The 19,133-nt window shown below is 46.1% G+C and carries 17 protein-coding genes; 14 read left to right on the top strand and 3 right to left on the bottom strand.

Annotated elements, in window-relative coordinates; genetic code table 11:
- Positions 1-434 (bottom strand): hypothetical protein (locus tag HKN88_07720; protein ID NNC97947.1); only part of this gene is annotated, 434 nt, incomplete at its 3' end.
- A 265-nt stretch (positions 435-699) separates the two neighbouring features.
- On the opposite strand from HKN88_07720, the gene HKN88_07715 reads away from it, so the two are divergent.
- The 7 genes from HKN88_07715 to HKN88_07685 all read left to right on the top strand — a co-directional run bounded on the left by HKN88_07715 (position 700) and on the right by HKN88_07685 (position 7,585).
- On the top strand, positions 700-1,446 hold the full coding sequence (locus tag HKN88_07715; protein ID NNC97946.1) for a serine/threonine-protein phosphatase: 747 nt from the start codon (positions 700-702) through the stop codon (positions 1,444-1,446).
- A gap of 199 nt (positions 1,447-1,645) precedes the next feature.
- Positions 1,646-2,368: a ribonuclease PH gene (gene rph, locus HKN88_07710; protein NNC97945.1), complete on the top strand. Its 723-nt coding sequence runs from the start codon at positions 1,646-1,648 to the stop codon at positions 2,366-2,368.
- Positions 2,369-2,388: 20 nt separating this feature from the next.
- Positions 2,389-2,985: an RdgB/HAM1 family non-canonical purine NTP pyrophosphatase gene (gene rdgB, locus HKN88_07705; protein ID NNC97944.1), complete on the top strand. Its 597-nt coding sequence runs from the start codon at positions 2,389-2,391 to the stop codon at positions 2,983-2,985.
- A 4-nt stretch (positions 2,986-2,989) separates the two neighbouring features.
- Positions 2,990-4,141, top strand: a complete 1,152-nt coding sequence (gene hemW, locus HKN88_07700) for a radical SAM family heme chaperone HemW (GenBank protein NNC97943.1) — start codon at positions 2,990-2,992, stop codon at positions 4,139-4,141.
- A gap of 110 nt (positions 4,142-4,251) precedes the next feature.
- Entirely contained in the window at positions 4,252-4,461 is a 210-nt protein-coding gene (gene rpmE, locus HKN88_07695) for a 50S ribosomal protein L31 (protein ID NNC97942.1), read from the top strand.
- Between the two features lie 214 nt (positions 4,462-4,675).
- On the top strand, positions 4,676-6,166 hold the full coding sequence (locus tag HKN88_07690) for a M48 family metalloprotease (GenBank protein NNC97941.1): 1,491 nt from the start codon (positions 4,676-4,678) through the stop codon (positions 6,164-6,166).
- A 126-nt stretch (positions 6,167-6,292) separates the two neighbouring features.
- Positions 6,293-7,585, top strand: coding sequence for a citrate synthase (locus HKN88_07685; GenBank protein NNC97940.1), 1,293 nt, complete (start codon positions 6,293-6,295; stop codon positions 7,583-7,585).
- Positions 7,586-7,703: 118 nt separating this feature from the next.
- Here the strand turns inward: HKN88_07685 and HKN88_07680 are convergent, their stop codons facing one another.
- The gene (locus HKN88_07680; GenBank protein NNC97939.1) at positions 7,704-8,309 is read right to left on the bottom strand and encodes a hypothetical protein; all 606 of its coding nucleotides are present in this window, start codon (positions 8,307-8,309) and stop codon (positions 7,704-7,706) included.
- A gap of 121 nt (positions 8,310-8,430) precedes the next feature.
- Positions 8,431-10,950: a penicillin-binding protein 1A gene (locus tag HKN88_07675; protein ID NNC97938.1), complete on the bottom strand. Its 2,520-nt coding sequence runs from the start codon at positions 10,948-10,950 to the stop codon at positions 8,431-8,433.
- Positions 10,951-11,151: 201 nt separating this feature from the next.
- Between HKN88_07675 and HKN88_07670 the strand changes: the two genes are divergently transcribed.
- The 7 genes from HKN88_07670 (at position 11,152) to HKN88_07640 (ending at position 19,062) form a co-directional block, all read left to right on the top strand.
- On the top strand, positions 11,152-12,213 hold the full coding sequence (locus HKN88_07670) for a pilus assembly protein PilM (GenBank protein ID NNC97937.1): 1,062 nt from the start codon (positions 11,152-11,154) through the stop codon (positions 12,211-12,213).
- Entirely contained in the window at positions 12,213-12,782 is a 570-nt protein-coding gene (locus HKN88_07665) for a pilus assembly protein PilN (protein ID NNC97936.1), read from the top strand. Before HKN88_07670 ends, HKN88_07665 begins: the two co-directional genes overlap by 1 nt.
- Positions 12,779-13,411 carry a type 4a pilus biogenesis protein PilO gene (locus HKN88_07660; GenBank protein NNC97935.1) on the top strand — a complete coding sequence of 211 codons (633 nt, stop codon included), beginning with the start codon at positions 12,779-12,781 and terminating at the stop codon, positions 13,409-13,411. The genes HKN88_07665 and HKN88_07660 overlap by 4 nt, the downstream gene beginning before the upstream one ends.
- On the top strand, positions 13,411-13,944 hold the full coding sequence (locus tag HKN88_07655) for a pilus assembly protein PilP (protein ID NNC97934.1): 534 nt from the start codon (positions 13,411-13,413) through the stop codon (positions 13,942-13,944). Before HKN88_07660 ends, HKN88_07655 begins: the two co-directional genes overlap by 1 nt.
- A 150-nt stretch (positions 13,945-14,094) precedes the next feature.
- Entirely contained in the window at positions 14,095-16,212 is a 2,118-nt protein-coding gene (locus HKN88_07650; GenBank protein ID NNC97933.1) for a type IV pilus secretin PilQ, read from the top strand.
- 55 nt (positions 16,213-16,267) lie between these two features.
- Entirely contained in the window at positions 16,268-17,902 is a 1,635-nt protein-coding gene (gene aroB / locus HKN88_07645) for a 3-dehydroquinate synthase (protein ID NNC97932.1), read from the top strand.
- Positions 17,902-19,062, top strand: a complete 1,161-nt coding sequence (locus tag HKN88_07640; protein ID NNC97931.1) for a deoxyguanosinetriphosphate triphosphohydrolase — start codon at positions 17,902-17,904, stop codon at positions 19,060-19,062. Before aroB ends, HKN88_07640 begins: the two co-directional genes overlap by 1 nt.
- Positions 19,063-19,133 lie beyond the last annotated feature (71 nt).

Below are 19,133 nucleotides of genomic sequence, written 5' to 3'. Positions count from 1 at the left end.
GTTTCTTTCAGTTTTTCTATGGTCTGGTCCAATACGCTCAAAGCCAGAGATTGCAATGAATCCAGATCAGGGACCGGTTCTTCCAGCACCCCTGGGAAACCGATGATCTCCGCAACACTGAGCTCTTTGATGGTTGAGTGATGTTGACCCAGTTGGGTTTGCAAATGGAATAATTGTTGAACACGGTCTACATTTAAACTCAGATCCTGCGCTCCCGAGTTTTTCACCTCGTATTTTAGATTCAGATCCAGCTTGCCGCGTTTAATGTGGGCACTGATTCGCTCGCGGAAGGCCGATTCCAGATCTCGCAACAGATCAGGTATGCGGAAGCTGATGTCGAGATAACGGTGATTGACACTGCGACATTCCCATACCAGACTTAATTGTTGGTTTTCTCCTTGAGCACGGGCAAAACCAGTCATGCTTTGTGTCATACGTATCCAGTAGTGTGAATTGATTAAAAAAGATTCATTTTATGAGTAAATTATAGGGAAAAAGTGTCAACAAATGCATTTTTTACTGGCGGTTGCCTGAATTGCGTACGATAATGAGCGATTAGGTATAGGCAATCAGTAAAGTTTCTGCTCTACCAAGAATTGGGCAGGTTTTAACTGATAATAAAATAAAGTGAATAAATAATATGTTCGTGCAAACGGATCAGAACCCGAGTCAAAATCACATGGATCAAAAGGGCATTGAGTGCAAATAGAGACCGCAAAAGCCAGTTTGTTGGGGGACCGGGAAGAAAACCAGGATCGCGTTGGTGTTCTGCGGCGTGGCGACAGCTTATTAGCTGTGGTGCTGGATGGTATGGGAGGCCACTCGCGTGGTGACCTTGCCGCACAAGTGGCATTGGACTGCATGCTTAAAAAATTTGCCGAGGCAAAACTGCCTTTAATGCAAGAACAACGCTTTTTATCCGAACTCATTTTTGATGCGCACGAAGCGGTTATTAAAGCCGGCGCTCAAATGTCGATGGACATGATGCCACGCGCCACCGCGGCGGTGTGCCTGATCCAGCGCGACCGCATGCTATGGGCACACGTTGGTGATAGCCGTTTGTACCACACCCGCAAAAACAAATTGCTCACCCGCACCCGCGACCACACCCACGTTGAAATGTTATTGCAACAGGGTCTGATCAAAGAATCCCAGATCAATGAACACCCCATGCGAAATTATGTTGAATCTTGTCTTGGTGGGGAAATTGAAATGAGTATTCTGACTGAGTCCGGTCCCATGACGGTTGAGGCCGGAGATCGCATCATGTTGTGCTCCGATGGATTGTGGAGCGCTTTCAGTGATACGGAAATTGCCGAACATTTATCACGTCATGATATGAAAACTCAGGACATGGTTGAAAATATGTGCGAACTCGCGGTTAATCGCTGTTTTCCAATGAGTGACAACACCAGTGTTGTGGTTCTCAAGATTAATGAGACATAACATCAACTAAATTTTAAGTTGAGTATCTATACCAGCAATTTTTAATGTCCCTATAGTCATTGGCCCAATAGTCACCGGACCAATAGTCACTGACCATACAGTCGAAACATACTCTGGCGGCTGGCTTAAGAACTATAATTCGTGTATTCAGTAATATTCCAGTATTTTCTTGTCGACATTTTTCATAAAGGCTTAACTCATGTCATTACGTCCCAGTGGTCGCGCCCCAGACCAGATTCGCAAGCTCGATTTTCAACGCGCTTTTACCAAACATGCACCGGGCTCGGTTCTGGTTTCCTGTGGCGACACCCGGGTTTTGTGTACTGCCAGTATCGAAGAGCGGGTACCGCCATTTTTACGCGGCAAGGGGCAAGGCTGGTTGACGGCGGAATACAGCATGTTGCCAGGTTCAACACATACCCGTTCCGGGCGTGAAGCGGCGCGTGGCAAACAAAGCGGTAGAACACAAGAAATACAGCGTCTTATCGGGCGTTCATTGCGCGCTGTTGTAGATCTGCAGGCACTGGGCGAGCGCACCATTACACTCGATTGCGATGTGCTCCAGGCTGACGGCGGAACGCGTTGTGCGTCAATTTCAGGGGCTTATGTTGCTTTACACGATGCGGTCGGTTATCTGATATCAAATGGCGAACTTAAAGCGTCGCCCTTGACTTGCCAGATCGCCGCCTTATCGGTTGGCGTTTATGGGGGCGTACCGGTCTGTGATCTGGATTATGTGGAAGATTCCAATGCGCATACCGATATGAATGTGATCATGAACGGTAAAGGCGGATTTATAGAAGTGCAGGGCACCGCCGAAGGGCAAGCGTTCCGGCGTGAAGAAATGGACGCTTTACTGGATCTCGCGGTGTCGGGCATTGCCCAAATCCAACAAGCCCAGCGCGACGTTTTGGGACTTTAATCAGTTATTGTGATTGTTTTATGCAAACTAAAACTAAAATTGTTCTTGCCAGTGGCAATCAAGGCAAGTTGAAAGAACTGCGTGAGATGCTCGCGTCCTTGGGTCTGGAAATTCTTTCGCAAGCCGATTTCAACATTCCCCCCGCCGAAGAAACCGCACCAACATTTGTTGAGAACGCATTACTGAAAGCGCGACATGTCAGTCGTGAAACCGGGTTACCGGCAATTGCCGATGATTCCGGTTTGTCTGTGGATACCCTGGATGGTGCTCCCGGGATATTTTCTGCTCGTTATGCAGGAGAACATGGTGACGATGCGGCGAATAATGCCAAGTTGCTTGAGGATTTAAAAGGCGTTCCCGAATTGGAACGCAGCGCAAGTTTTCGATGTGCCTTGGTTTTGGTAAGACATCCGAATGATCCAGTGCCAATTATTTGCGAAGGTATTTGGAACGGTCGAATTCTTATTGAACCGCGTGGCGAGAATGGTTTTGGGTATGATCCCTTGTTCTACGTTCCGGAAATGGAATGCGCTTCGGCAGAATTGGATAAAGAGACTAAGAATCGCTTGAGTCATCGGGGTAAGGCTATGCAATTGCTGATCCAGCATTTGACCTGATGAGATGACCATGATGCCCTTGTCTTTATACATCCACATCCCCTGGTGTGTGCGCAAGTGTCCGTATTGCGACTTTAATTCGCATCAGCAAAAAAATGAGTTGCCGGAATCAGAATATGTGCAGCGACTTTTGCAAGACCTGGAGTATGACCTCAGGCACTTTGACATTGATACCAATCAAAGAAAAATCCATTCCATATTCTTTGGTGGTGGAACGCCGAGTTTGTTCTTGTCCGATTCAATTGGGCGAATAATCGATGGTGTGAACGATCGAATCCAGCTCGAAACAGGATGTGAAATTACGCTGGAAGCCAACCCCGGCACTTTTGAAGCCGAGAAGTTTGCCGGGTTTCGGCAAGCCGGGGTGAATCGATTGTCCATCGGTATTCAGAGTTTTAATGATGAACATCTCAAAAAACTCGGGCGAATCCACAATGCCGATGAAGCAAAAAAAGCCATAACCACGGCCTTTGATTCCGGATTCGAGAACATCAATCTGGATCTGATGTATGCCTTGCCTGAACAGACGTATGACCAGGCCTTGTCTGATGTTGAAATGGCCTTGTCTTTTCCGGTCACGCATTTGTCACATTACCAACTAACCCTGGAACCGAATACCTTATTTGCAAAGTTTCCACCCAAGCTACCGGACGACGACTCGGCCTGGGCAATTCAGGATGCCTGCCAAAAGCTGATCGCTGAAAATAGATTCAAGCAATACGAAGTCTCGGCGTATTCAAAACTGGATAAGCAATGTCAACACAACCTGAATTATTGGCGCTTTGGCGATTATCTGGGGATTGGTGCTGGTGCGCACGGCAAGATTACAGACACGAGAGGATCAGTTCACCGCACTGCCAAACCCAGGCATCCCAAACAATATTTAGATAATGCTTTGGGTGATGATTTCATTCATGCAACAAAAGTTACCGCCAGTAACCTTGCCTTTGAATACTTTTTGAATCGATTGCGTTTGCAGGAAAGGTTCAGCTTGCAAGAATTCGCACAAATGACCGGACTGGATTCAGACACGGTTATCGAAAAGATAGATACGGCAAAAAGTCGGGAATGGTTACGGGTAGCGGATAGCAGTATTCGGGTCACACCCTTAGGGCAACAATTCCTGAATGATCTGCAGGCCCTGTTCTTGCCCTGAGAAAGCGAAATAAACCTTGCATATCCCGCCTAATCTTTGTACTATGCGCGACCTTTTTATGTCATGGCGTCGGTCGGACATCGACACCTTGAAGACACAGGAATAAGACTATGAAACCAGAAATCCACCCTAATTACTCGGCGATCAATGTGACCTGCAGCTGCGGGAATAGCTTTGAAACCCAATCTACGCTCGGAGATGACCTTAATGTAGAGGTTTGTTCCAAGTGCCATCCGTTCTATACCGGCAAACAGAAAATTCTGGACTCCGGTGGTCGAGTGGATCGCTTCCGCAAGCGTTACGCAAATCGCGGAAAATAAGTATTTCATTGAAATCAGATACTTATTCAAGAAAAAGGGCACTACGGTGCTCTTTTTTATTGTCTGGGCTTAAATATTAAATGTACATTAAATTGTACATAATTGGTCAAATGGGACAGACTGATGAGTCAATTTACTGCAAATACTTGTGTATTCGCCAAGGCTCTTTTATAAAGGTCGGCCATATTCTCATAAACCCTGTATTGGAAATCCCATGACCCGGTCAAATTCACTTCGTCCATCCATACTCCGACTGTTTTATGCCGGGGTGCTCAGCGCAGTAATGTTGCTTGGCGCTTGCGCCACCAATCCGGCCACCGGAGGGCGCGATTTTGTCTTAATGTCTGAAGATGCCGAGATTGCTCAAGGGCGTGAATTGCATCCCAAAGTCATGCAGGTGTATGACGAATACGATGATGCCGAATTGCAGGCTCTGGTCAAAAATGTCGGCACAACTTTGGCAGAGAACAGTGAACGCAATAATCTGATCTTCCGTTTTACTTTGCTCGATTCCGATCAGGTTAATGCTTTTGCACTTCCCGGCGGTTACATTTACATAACCCGTGGTTTGTTGGCGTATTTGAATTCCGAGGCTGAACTTGCTGCGGTATTAGGTCACGAGATCGGACATGTCACCGCCCGACACTCAGTGCGCCAACAAACCAAATCTACCCTGGCAGGACTAGCGGGTATGGCCGTTGCGATCGGTACCGGCAGCAGTGACGCCTATAATCTCTCGCAATTACTGGGCGCTGCGGTTCTCAGTGGTTATGGTCGCAAAATGGAATTGGAAGCCGATGCATTGGGCGCTCGATATCTTGCAAACAATGCTTATACGCCGCAAGCTATGATTGATGTGATCAGTGTGTTGAAAGACCAGGAAGTATATGAAAAAGATCGTGCCGTTAAAGAAAATCGTGAACCGCGGGTTTATCACGGTTTGTTCTCAACCCATCCGCGTAATGACACACGTTTGCAAGAAGTAATCGAGGAAGCTAGCAGTCTTGCGCCGGATGCGCCAGCAGTGAGTGTGGCCGAACGCGAAGCTTTTATTCGCATGCAAGACCAGATGCTGTTTGACAAACCAGCTAAAGAAGGCATAACCCGCGGCAACAGTTTTTATCACAAAGATCTCGACTTTGCGTTTGATTTTCCAGCTGCGTGGCGCGTGGAGAACTTCCCGGCCTATATTGATATTTACGCACCCGCTAATGCTGCGATCATACGTATGGGCACTGATGATTTGAATAAAAAGATCACGCCGCGCGAGTTTTTAATTGAGCGGGTCAAGGTCAAACGCATGCATTCCGACGAAGCGCTGGAAATAAATGGCATGCCCGCACATACCGCTATGGGTCGAGGTACCACTCCATGGGGCACTCGCGATATTCGTTATACCGTTATTTATCAGGGCGAGCGTGCCTACGTGTTCCAGTCGGCGGTCAAAGACAAGAATATGCATGCCGAATTTGATCCGTTTTTTCAGACCACCGCCGCCAGCTTTCGTTATATGAGTGACGCCGATACGGCAAATGCCAAACCGCAACGCCTGGTTTTGCATAGAGTGCAGGCTGGAGAAACGATTGAGAGTTTGACGGCAAATTCGCCGATTCCGGTCTACGCAGCCGAACAAATTCGCTTATTAAATGCGCTATATCCCGACTTACAGCCGCAATCCGGGCAGTTGATCAAGTTGGTGGAGTAGAGCAAACCGGTGTTTTTTCAGTAATCGCGCAAAATAGCCAAGCCGCGATATTGAGTTACGGCGCACCACTCCATATAATGCCAGCCCCTGCACGCTTGCCAGTGAATTTCCAATTGGATCAACATTATGAGTGATAAAAACTATAAATTAGCCAACCCGGACGCCAGTAAAGTCTCGGAGCTCCCTTTAGTCGAAGGCACCATGGGGCCTCCAGCGGTTGATGTACGCCGTTTGTACAAAGACCATGGAATCTTCACCTACGATCCAGGCTTTGGTTCCACCGTGAGTTGCAGTAGCGAGATCACTTTCATTAATGGTGAAGAAGGCGTGTTGTTATTTCGCGGTTATCCAATTGAGCAATTGGCCGGAAAAAGTTCTTACATGGAAGTCTGTTACCTGATGCTACACGGTGAGTTGCCAAGTAAGAGCGAGCTGGATGAGTTTGTCACCACCATCACCCAGCACACCATGATCAATGAATCCTTGTTGCGTTTCTTTAACGGTTTTCATCACAACGCTCACCCCATGGCGATGTTATCGGGAGTGGTTGGTTGTTTATCGGCCTTCTATCCGGGCGTTGACATGAATGACCCGCATGATCAAATGGTGTTCGCGCATCGTATCATTGCCAAGGTACCTACCATGGCGGCGGCTTCGTATAAACATTCACTGGGTCAACCGTTTGTGTACCCGAAAAATGATCTTGATTACACCAGCAATTTATTGCATATGTATTTTAGTGTGCCGCCGGAAGAATACGAGATTGACCCGATCGCAGCTGAAGCGCTGGATCTGTTATTTATTTTGCACGCCGACCATGAGCAGAATTGTTCAACCTCTACAGTTCGTTTGGCGGGTAGTTCGGGCACTAACCCGTATGCTGCTATCGCCGCTGGTATTTCAGCTTTATGGGGCCCATCGCATGGTGGTGCCAACGAAGCGGTATTGGCTATGCTGAATGAGATTGGTTCTACGGCTAACTTTGATAAATACATTGCCAAGGCCAAAGACAAGGAAGACCCTTTCCGTTTGATGGGTTTTGGGCACCGTGTGTACAAAAGTTTTGATCCGCGCGCAACGATTATTCGCAAGATGTGTCATAAGGTTTTGGAAAATCTCGGGCAAGTGGATACGCCATTATTCGACTTGGCACTCAAGCTTGAAGAAGTCGCGCTTAAAGACGAATACTTCATTAAGCGTGGCTTGTATCCGAACGTGGATTTTTATTCCGGCATTATTTACAAAGCACTGGGCATTCCTACCAACATGTACACGGTGATGTTCGCCATCGCCCGTACTGTGGGCTGGGTTTCACAGTGGATGGAAATGATGAACGACCCGCAACGCCGCATCGGACGTCCACGCCAGGTCTACACGGGTGCACCGAAACGTGATTATGTGGAAATTGGCCAGCGTTAAAACCAATCGTGTAATCAAATATACACAGGGCCGCTATATGCGGCCTTTTATAATTGCATATGTTTAAAAAGCCATTTGGAAAACTAAATATACATCAGGTGGATTGATCTTGGTCTAGTTACATAAGCTGAGTTTGCATCAAATGATTTAAATTCAAGCGCTTCATGGGCCGTGCGTTCTCCTTGGATAATGGCGCCTGACGTTGTAATTTGTGTGGTAAGACCAGAAGCTCGACCTTGTGCTCTTGAAAGTCGAATAAGAAACACGGATAGTCTGAATACAGTTCGCTATTAACTCGTAAACGTTTTTCACTCGCATCAAAATCCAGATGCTCGTCCATTAAAAGAGTTGCGATCACCCGCGGATTGTCGCAAAAAATATGCAAGGTGATCGGTGTGTGTGCGGTGGCGGTACCTTGCACAATGCGTCCGGTCAAGAGGGGGTCATAATCCTCGAACAATTTCATGCAATCAATTGCGGCTGCTTTTAATGTGCCTTGGCGTGATGCAGTATTCTGGGCATCAAAGAGTTGCTGGTATTCTCGCAAGGCCGCTTCAATTTCATCATTGCGCGGCATGGAAGATTTGATATCAAGACCCAGTTGATCAGCCGCTTTACGTTTGGCCAACTGGTAATCGCGAATCCCGTGTTCGGCGATTAATTTGGCGGCCTGTTGGGCGACGCGAATGCGTTGTTGTTGTGAGCGAACGGCTTTTCTTGCCATGTTTAGTACCTCACTTGTTCTGCGTACAGTTTGAGTATAATTAAAAACCGCGGACTGCGTTGTAATAGTTTTTCTTAATTCCTTATTTTGTAGAGAGCGTCCTGGTAATCCATTCAATGGATCAAAACAAGGACTCTTCTTCCAGTTCGACTGTTTCTTCGCCTTCTTCATCCACAACTATGGTTTCCTCGCCTTCGAAAAAGAAAATGTCGGCAATACTTTCTTCCTGAATGTCCGGAACGTTGTCAGCAAAAAATATTTCCTCCATGCCATCGGCATTTTCATCAGTCAGTCGTAAGCCGGTTTCCGGATTAATCTCCACTTGCACCATGCCATTGGGTAGATCATCAAAGCTGCTTACCGGGATGTCTTCGAGTGCCACACGCATAAAATCGATCCACATCGGTAAAGCCGCGATGGCACCAAATTCACGGTTACCGAGTTTTTGCATATCATCAAAACCGACCCAGCTTATGGTTACCAACGATGGCACAAAACCTGCGAACCAGGCATCGCGCTGATCATTAGTGGTTCCGGTTTTGCCCGCAAGGTCCGAGCGCTTGAGCGCCTGGGCCTTGGTTGCTGTGCCACGCCGAACCACGTCCCGCATCATGGATTGAATAATGTAAACATTTCGCGGATCAACCACACGGGGTGCGTAGGCACTTTCCGTATCCTCAACAGTTACATCATTTTGATCGTCTTCAAGGTTTTCCGGCACAAAAACCAATTTACTGCCGTCTTCGGTATCAAGCGTTTGCAAATTTACCGGGCACTTGGGGCAGGCCACTTTAGCCGCAGCTTCATACACTCTTTCGCCTTTGGAGTCTTCAATGTGATCGATGAAATATGGTTCGACTTTAAAACCACCGTTGGCAAAAATGGCATAGGCTTGAGCCATTTGTAGAGGACTCATGGCGGCGCTGCCTAAAGCCAGTGACAAGTCTTTGGAAATATTTTCAGCCGGAAAACCGAAGCGGGTTAAATAATCGACGGTGGGTTGAATGCCCATTTCACGCAGGATCCGGATCGAGACCAGGTTACGTGATTTGGTCAAGGCCTCACGCATACGCGTAGGGCCATAGAATTTTTGCGATGAGTTTTGCGGTCGCCAGGTGCTTTCCAACTCGTCGTCTTCAAACACCACAGGCGCGTCGTTAAATATACTTGCCGGATTAAAACCGTGTTCCAGCGCGGCTGAATACACAAAAGGTTTAAACGAGGACCCGGGTTGACGTTGCGCCTGGGTGACACGATTGAATTTACTTTTGACAAAATCGTACCCACCAACCAATGAAATGATCGCACCGTCCTTAGGGTCGAGAGCGATCAAAGCGCCTTCCGGCTCAGGCGACTGAGCCAGGCGTAATTCATTCTCGCCTTTGTCATTAAGGTAATCTCGCACATAAATAACCGCACCGGGGTTCATTAATTCACTCAGTGCTTTCGGTTCTTCACCTACACGATCACGATTGATTTTAGGTTTGGCCCATTCGATGGCAGCCTGGGTCAATTGATGTCGCTCACCATTGATGTCGACCAACTCAGCCACGTTGTCTTCAATACTTAGTACCAGCATGCCTTTAAGCATGCCGATATCGGGGAAGTCTTCGAGTAATTTTCGCCAATCGTTGCTTTGCATACTCTCAATGTCAGTGGGCAAATTCAGTTGACCGGCTAAACGACGAAAACCATGACGTTCGTCGTATTCGTGCAGGGCTTTGCGTAACACTTGGTTGGCTTGGTTTTGCAGGCTGCTATTGAGAGTTGTAACGATCTGATAACCGTCGGAATAAATGGCATCCCCGTACAGCTCAAGTGCTTGGTTACGAACCATTTCAGCGATATAGGGTGCTTCCACTTCAATTTCTGCACTGTGCACATAAGTTTCGATTGGAGCGAGGTTGGCTTCATCGTGTTCCGCTTGGCTTATGTAGTCCTGTTCGAGCATGCGGCGCAATACATAAGCGCGACGATTTTTTGCCGCCTCGGGATTCGACACTGGATTCAAACGAGACGGGGCCTGAGGGATGCCAGCGATGGTCGCGATCTCGTCCAGGCTTAATTCTTGCGGTGTTTTTCCATAATAAACACGGGCTGCTGCAGCCACACCATAAGCCCTCTGGCCCAGGAAGGTTTTGTTCATGAATAAGGTGAGAATTTCATCCTTGCTCATTTCTTGTTCAATCTTGAGTGCCAGGAAAATCTCCCGAATCTTACGCATGTAGTCTTTTTTACGACTTAAATAAAATTCTCGGGCCACTTGCATGGTGATGGTTGAACCTCCGACGCGTTTTTCACCAGTGGTGGTCAAGACCCACACAGCTCTGAGGATGCCACGATAATCCACCCCGGGATGTGCAAAAAAACGATCGTCTTCTGAGGCCACAAAAGCGTGCACCATTTGGGTGGGCACCTCATCGTAACTTATTGGAATTCTTCGTTTTTCCCCGAATTGAGTGATTAATTTTCCATCACGGGTCAAGACCCGCATGGGTTGTTGGAGTTTCACTTCTCTGAGGCTTTGCACGTCCGGCAGACTTGGCTTAACATACAGATACAAACCGACAATGGTGACAATTCCGAATAGGGTTCCAATTAGAATTAGACTAAAAAGGATTTTAAATAAGCGTTTTTTCATTTTTCAGTAGCTTTTCAATTGTGTAGTTTGGTAAAGTCGGTATTTAGATGCGGTGCAAATGAGTGCATTATAAGTCAAACTGGCATTGAAAATATGAACTAGATACTTGCAATGTAGCTTGTTTGTTATATAGTTGGACACATATTTTAAGGTCTTGTGGTATATTTGTTTCACAAGTTCCCGACATAAAAGGAAAAAAGGGTGTTTTTCAATAAGAAATCAAAACCAGTACTCGGTCTGGATATTTCCTCGTCTGCGGTCAAACTGCTCGAGTTGACCAAGACCAGTAAATCCTACAGAGTCGAGTCATATGCCGCTGAAGGCCTGCCTTCCAACGCGGTCAATGAGAAGTCGATCAGCGACGTTGAAGCCGTAGGTGAGGCGATACGTCGGGCGGTTAAGCGCTCCGGCACTAAACTCAATGACGTCGCCGTTGCCATCGCGGGTGACGCGGTGATCACTAAAACCATACAACTCGATGCCAATCTTCCAGATCGTGAACTCGAAGAACGGGTGTTAATGCAGGCCGATCAGTACATTCCATTCCCGATGGAAGAAGTACGCTATGATTTTGAAGTAATCGGCATTTCCGACAGAGACCCCGAGTTACTGGACGTGGAACTCGTTGCGAGTCGTATCGAGAATGTTGACGTCAGAACCCAGGCAGTACGTGCCGCAAACTTGAATCCAAAAATTGTGGACATCGAAGAATTTGCCTTGAGCAATGCCTGCGATCTTTTACGCTATCAAATGCCTAATCTGGGTGTTGAGGCAACCGTTGCAGTAATCGACTTTGGTGCAACTACTTCAACCTTCGCTGTGTTCAGTGACAATCGTGTGATTTATTCTCGCGATTTTAACTTCGGTGGTTATCAGCTGACCGAAGACATTATGAATACTTACGGACTGAGTTATGAAGAAGCCGGTAAAGCGAAAAAACTGGGCGGCTTGCCGAGTAACTACGAACCAGAAGTGCTGGATCCGTTTATGGATGATATGACTCAACAGGTCAATCGTGCGTTGCAATATTATCTGGCTTCAAGCCCGGATAGGGAGCAACCACAGCAGATTGTTATCTGTGGAGGCTGTGCCAACATCACCGGTGTAGACCTTGTCGTCAAAAGTAAAGTGAATACCAATGTCATCATAGGTAACCCGATTGGAAGCATGACTTTGAGTTCGCGAGCGAAAAGCCAGAAAATTGAAAAAGATGCCACAGCGTTATTGATCGCTAGTGGGTTGGCATTAAGGAGTTTCGACTAATGCGTAAAATTAATCTACTCGATTGGCGCACTGAAAAAGTCAATCAAGTTAAAAAAGAAACCGGGATCGCTGCAGGTGTCGCAGCAGGTCTGGGTTTGGCCGTTTGGTTATTGGTAAACCGGTATTACGTGGGCCAGATTGACTTTCAGAATGAAAAGAATGACCACATTCAGAGTGAAATAAGGATTCTGGATCGGCAGATTGAAGAAGTGAAAACTTTGGAAGAAACTAAAAAACGCTTAATTGAACGTATGGAGATCATTAATCGTTTACAAAAAAGTCGACCGGAAGTAGTACGCCTGTTCGATGATATGGTTCGGATTATCCCGGACGGTACATTTCTACAATCCGCGGTTCAAAACGGTCGAACCATAAATTTTGTTGGTCAAACCGAATCCAGCACGCGTGTAGCGACGTTAATGCGAAATATAGAAGCGGCAGGTACTTTAAGAAATGCGGATCTGGTCGGAAGCGGAATCGTTCGCCGCACTGTAGGCCCGGTTAAGGTCAGCGAATTCAGATTACAGGCACAACAGGCATCTCCAACACCAGAGGAGGGTTCGCAATGAATTTCATAGAAGAACTTCAAGCCTTTTCTCAAGACCCCACTGATATTGGACATCGCAGCACGGTATTTCGATTTTCTTTGGTTGCCTTATTGTTCTTGGTTATAGCGGGAGCCGCGACCTATTACGAATGGGACAACAAAACCCCGGATCTGGAAGCGGCCAAGCAAAAACAAGAAACCCTGATGGCGCAATTCCGGGTTAAGCATAAAAAAGCCGTTAATCTTGAAGCTTATAAGAAACAATTGGCTGACATGCGTACCACCTTTGACAGCATGTTGAACCAGTTGCCAGGCAAAACCGAGCTGGATAATCTGGTTGTGGATATTTCAACAGTTGGTACCAGTGCAGGCCTGGATCAAAAACAGTTTCAAAAACAAAATGAGATTATGCGTGACTTTTATGCCGAGTTGCCCATAACCATTACTCTGGAAGGCTCTTATCATCAGCTTGCGGATTTTGTTAGTCGAGTTGCGGCTTTGCCACGCATCGTGACCTTACATAATTTTGATATTAAAAAAGCACCTGCGGCTAGAGGCAGTGCTGGCCGCTCCAGAGATAATGCAGAAAAACTGCAAATGAAGATCATTGCGAAAACTTACCGTTATCTGGAAGACGGGGAGGGCTCTTGATGAACAAAGGAAAACTCAAACAATTGGCAATCTGCCTGGTTATGTCCAGTTTGTTGATGGCCTGCTCAAATGATATGAGCGAACTTGAGCAAGCGCTCGATGAGATCAAGCGCACACCACCAGGTACTATTGAGCCGATACCGGAAGTCAAAGTGTATGAGAAATACGCTTATCAATCGGGTCTATTGCGCTCGCCTTTTACTCCGGATAAAGGCGAAGATGCCGATGGTGGAAATGGCGATGGTCCAAGACCAGATGCCAATCGTAACAAAGACTTCCTGGAAGACTTTCCTTTGGACAGTTTGTCCATGGTGGGCACCATCAGTAAAGACGGTATTGACTATGGACTGGTGTTAACACCAGATAGTTTGATCCATCAAGTTAAGCCAGGCGATTATATGGGCCAAAACGATGGCCGCATATTAGCTATAACAGAAACAGGAATCGTACTGAAAGAACTGGTTCCTGATGGACTGGGATCCTATCAATACAGGGACAACGAGCTACTTCTACCAGAAGATGAAGCATCATAAATTTGATAGACAAGAGTTATATTTTTTATACGGGAATAAAATTTAGTTTGCAGAATTACATTGCATCAGGACAGGTATACCATGCAGAGACAGAATAAAAACTTACTACAAAAATTGTTACCAGCACTTTCACTTGCGGTAATATTTTCCATGCCGCTTTCAGCTGGGCAGTTACAAAATGTCAGTGTTGTGGACATGAGTAACAATACAGTAGAAGTCAGGTTTCAACTTGACAGTGCCGCACCGCAACCGTTGAGTTTTACCATTGACTCGCCAGCAAGGATTGCACTTGACCTGCCGGATACTACGCTGGGCAATGTGAAAAAACGTAAATCTGTCGATGTTGGTGTATTGAATTCTATACTTGCAGCTGAGGCAAATGGCCGCACCCGAATAGTATTGAATCTCGATTCAATGCAACCGTATAAAACCCGAACAGAAGGAAACGATGTAATTTTGACTCTCGGTGGAGGAGCAAATACCAATTACAGTCCGGCATTCAATTCTGAAGCAGTGGTAAGTAGTCCTGCTCCCGCACAGTCGAATAATCAAACAACATCGCCAGATCCTGTAAGTTATTCAAGTGGCTATTCCGCAAACTCTGGCAGTATTAATGACATCGACTTCCGACGGGGTGAAGACGGGGCAGGTCGTATTGTTGTGAATCTTGCCGATGCCTCAACAAAAGTCGACATATCCGAAGAGGCCGGGAAAATTGTTGCAACATTCCAAGGGGCTGGATTACCTCCACGTCTGCAACAGCGTATGGACGTCATAGACTTTGGTACGCCTGTCACTACAGTTGACAGTATTACCCGCGATGGAAATACCCGTATGCTGATTTCGGCTAAAGGCGATTACGACCAGTTGGTTTATCAGTCAGAGAATGTATTTACTATCGAAATTCGAGAAAAAATTAAAGTCCCAACCGAATTACAATTACTTGAAGAGCGTGAATATACCGGCACACCGATAAACTTGAATTTCCAAAGTATTGATGTGCGTGCCGTATTGCAAGTTCTTGCCAGTAATGGTGATTTTAATCTGGTGGTTAGTGACAGCGTTACCGGCAATGTAACACTTCGCCTGCAAAACGTCCCTTGGGACCAGGCGCTCGATATCGTATTACAGACCAAAGGTCTGGATAAACGCACCAAGGACAATGTGATCCTGGTTGCCCCGGCGGCAGAATTGTCTGCTCAGGAACAACAAAAGCTTCAAGCCATTAAGGACCTGGAGCAGTTAGCACCATTACGCTCTGATATAGTACAAATAAATTATGCCAAAGCCGCTGACATAAAAGCCTTGCTCGAAGAAGGAAGCGGCAGCGGCGAAGATTCGACATCATTCTTATCTTCACGTGGTTCCGCAACGGTTGACGAGCGTACCAATACCTTATTGATATATGACACTTCGGATAAGCTTGAAGAAATTCGAGAGTTGATCGAAGTTTTGGATATTCCAGTCACTCAAGTGCTTATTGAGTCACGTGTGGTAGTTGCCAATACCGATTTCAGTCGAGAGCTTGGTGTGAGAGCCGGCTTCTCGTCCCTTTCTGATAACAGTCCAGACGGATTAATTTCTGTTGCCGGAACGAATAATGCAGCGGTTGAAACCATTAATTCAATTAACCCGGATGACGGATCATTTGAATATGCCGCTGACCGTTTGAATGTCAATTTGCCAGTAGCATCTCCGGCGGGCAGCATTGGGGTTGCCATTTTAAATGGCAGCTATTTGGTTGATCTGGAGCTTTCTGCCTTACAGGCCGAAGGGCGCGGAGAAATTATTTCCAGCCCACGAGTTACTGCAACCAATCAAAAAGAAGCATCGATTCTGCAAGGTGTAGAAATCCCGTTTCAAAATTCAGCGGGTGGCGGCGGTGGTGCCACGACCACACAGTTTAAAGAAGCCGTGCTGAGTATGAAGGTCACACCATTAATTACGCCCGATGATTACATCATCATGGATCTGGAAATTTCCCAGGACTCTATCGGTGAATTGGTTCCAGGGTCGAATGGTGGCTTTATACCTAGTATTGACACACGTGAGTTAATCACAGAAGTAAGGATCAAAAACGGTGAAACAGCAGTGCTAGGTGGTATTTATGAAACTGAAGCACGTGAGGGTTCCACCAAAGTACCGGTCTTAGGTGATCTACCAGTGCTAGGCGGATTGTTCAGAACCAAATCAAAGGATACAAATAAATCTGAAATGCTGATCTTTATCTCGCCAAAGATTATGAATGATAAAGAATTAGACCTCTAAACAAATCACAGAGTGATTAGGCAATTAATCACTTCAGATTAGATTAAAGTGCTGTATGCCCGACAATTCGAACATTATTCTTGTTGGGCCAATGGGTGCGGGCAAATCAGCCGTAGGCAAACTGCTCGCATCCAGACTTAGTCGTCAATTTCACGATACTGATCACAATATTGTCGCTCGTACAGGCGTCGATATCAGTTATATTTTCGAAAAGGAAGGCGAGGAAGGATTTCGCAAACGTGAAACCGAAGTTATTGGCCAGCTGTGTAGTAAATCCAATGTTTTAATATCAACAGGTGGCGGTTCTGTCGTCAAGCCGGAAAATCGCAAGATCATAGCTGAGTCTGGCTATGTAATTTATCTGCATGCCTCAGTCGCCCAACAAGCAAGGCGCACCAAAAAGAAAGACAATCGCCCACTATTGAGATCTGATGATCCTAAAAAAATATTGGCACGTCTGATGCAGGAGAGAGAATTTCTATATCGCGATGTCGCTGATCTGGTGATCCAAACTGATGGTCAAAAAGTACCTAAAGTTGTTGAAAGTATTTTAAATGCAATGGAAAAAGTGAATACGAAAAAACCAGATTCTTCTCAAACCAATATTTCGGTTTCCACAAAGAGTCGTAAATACAATGCGACAGTCATAAATTGCGAGTTTGAAGATGATCAGGCCTTGGCAAAGTTGGCTGCCGAACCCCTCGTTGTTGTAACCGACGAAAATTTGGACAAAGTATACCGTGAAAAAATTGAACCACTTTTGAATCCGGCGGCCTGGTTGGTGGTACCCGCTTCTGAGAGCTCCAAGTCATTTGATCATTATCAATGGCTATTGAATGAGTTATTGGCACTTGGCGTGAAACGTGACACTACACTTGTGGGGCTTGGTGGAGGCGTGGTAGGGGATCTTACTGGATTTGTTGCAGCAACGTTCATGCGTGGAATGCGATTAGTTCACATACCAACAAGTCTGTTGGCCATGGTTGATTCCTCGATTGGTGGCAAAACGGGAATCAACATGCCGCAAGGCAAAAACCTGATTGGCTCTATTTATCAACCCTTTGGCGTTTTGTGTAATTTACGCTTTCTGAAGACCTTGCCCGAGAGAGAGTATATTTCCGGCCTTGCGGAAGTCGTTAAATACGGACTAATTTACGACATTGATTTACTTGAACTACTGGAACAAAACTGTGACTCAATTCGCATGAGAGATCTTGCTGTCTTGAGCAAAATAGTACAACGATGTATTGCAATCAAGGCCGAGATTGTAGAAAAAGACGAGCAAGATCATGGCTTAAGGATGTTGTTAAATTTTGGCCATACCTTTGGTCATGCAATTGAGGCCTTGCAGGAATATTCCGGATTTAAACATGGTGAGGCGGTAGCAATCGGCATGTGCATGGCGGCAGATTTATCTTCAGAGCTTGGTCATCTTAAGCAATCGGAGCTTAGTCGCGTTAAACGCATAATCAGTAGTTTAGGTTTGCCCACTGCGTGGAATGAATTCAATATACAAAATTTCATTAGCCTGACTAAAGGCGATAAAAAGAATACCTCGGATACGCAGCGATTCATATTATTAAAAGCATTGGGTGAAGCCTATATCGATGAGTCTGTATCCAATGTGCAATTAAAAAAGATACTTAGCCAGTATAAAGAACAAAACACGACTCATCGGCAAAGCGCTTGATGAGCAAAGAATTGCCGTCTACAAATTTTCTTGCTCCTTACGCCGCTAGTGCGGATAAATCGCTTGGACGTGTACACGCAGAACCCCAGGACGCACACAGAAACCCTTATCAACGGGATCGTGATCGCATCATTCATGCCAATGCTTTTCGACGCCTGATGTACAAAACCCAGGTTTTTGTGAATTTTGAAGGGGACATGTATCGCACACGTTTAACCCACTCTCTCGAAGTCGCACAAATCGGTCGCAGTATTGCTTTGGCCTTAAATCTGAATGAGGCACTCACGGAAGCGATTTGTCTGGCTCATGATCTCGGACACACTCCCTTCGGCCACGCAGGCCAGGACGCATTGAATACATGCATGCGCGATTACGGCGGGTTTGAGCATAATTTTCAATCCCTGCGTACCGTGGATGAACTTGAACAGCGATATGCCTCATTCAAGGGCCTGAATTTGATGTTCGAGACCCGGGAAGGCATTTTGAAGCATTGTTCCAGACGTAACGCCAAACAGCTTGGGGAGCTAGGACAGCGCTTCCTGCGTCGTGAACAAGCATGTCTGGAAGCACAGATCGCGGATATCGCCGATGCCATCGCCTATAACAATCATGATGTGGATGATGGCTTGCGTGCAGAAATTTTACATGTCGAAGGTCTGTGTGAAACCGAGTTATTTGCCGAACAATGCGAAAAGGTTCTCGAGTTGTATCCAGGCTTGAATGGCAGTTTATTGCATAATGAAATAATTCGACGAATGATTAATTCCGTTGTAAGCGATCTGATCAAAACCTCGACTGAAAGAATAAGTGTAGCCGCACCAGAAGATATATATGCAGTACGCAAACACCCGGAAAAGTTGATTGCCTTAAGCGAAGGCATGCTGAAAAAACATTTGGCTTTAAAAAAGTATTTGTTTAAAAATTTCTATCGTCATCCCAAGATCGCCGCCATGAATCAAAAGGCAGAAAATATTATCGCTACTTTATTTCGAGCCTATTTCAGTGATCCTGAATTACTGCCTAAAGAGCATTTACATAAAGCAACCTATTCAACATCCGGTGCTCCGGACGAACAAAAGGCACGTGCCATTGCCGACTATATTGCCGGTATGACCGATCGTTTTGCCCAACAAGAATTCGACAGACTTGCTACTCAATAAAGACATCAAATCTGGTATGTATCGGCAGGAACGGGTCTGGCGGTGTAAAATAGACCTAAATTTAATTTAAA

Source organism: Gammaproteobacteria bacterium, assembly GCA_013001575.1.
Classification (GTDB): domain Bacteria; phylum Pseudomonadota; class Gammaproteobacteria; order Steroidobacterales; family JABDMI01; genus JABDMI01.
Note: the sequence above shows the minus strand (reverse complement) of the source record. Positions and strands in the feature narration are given on the sequence as shown.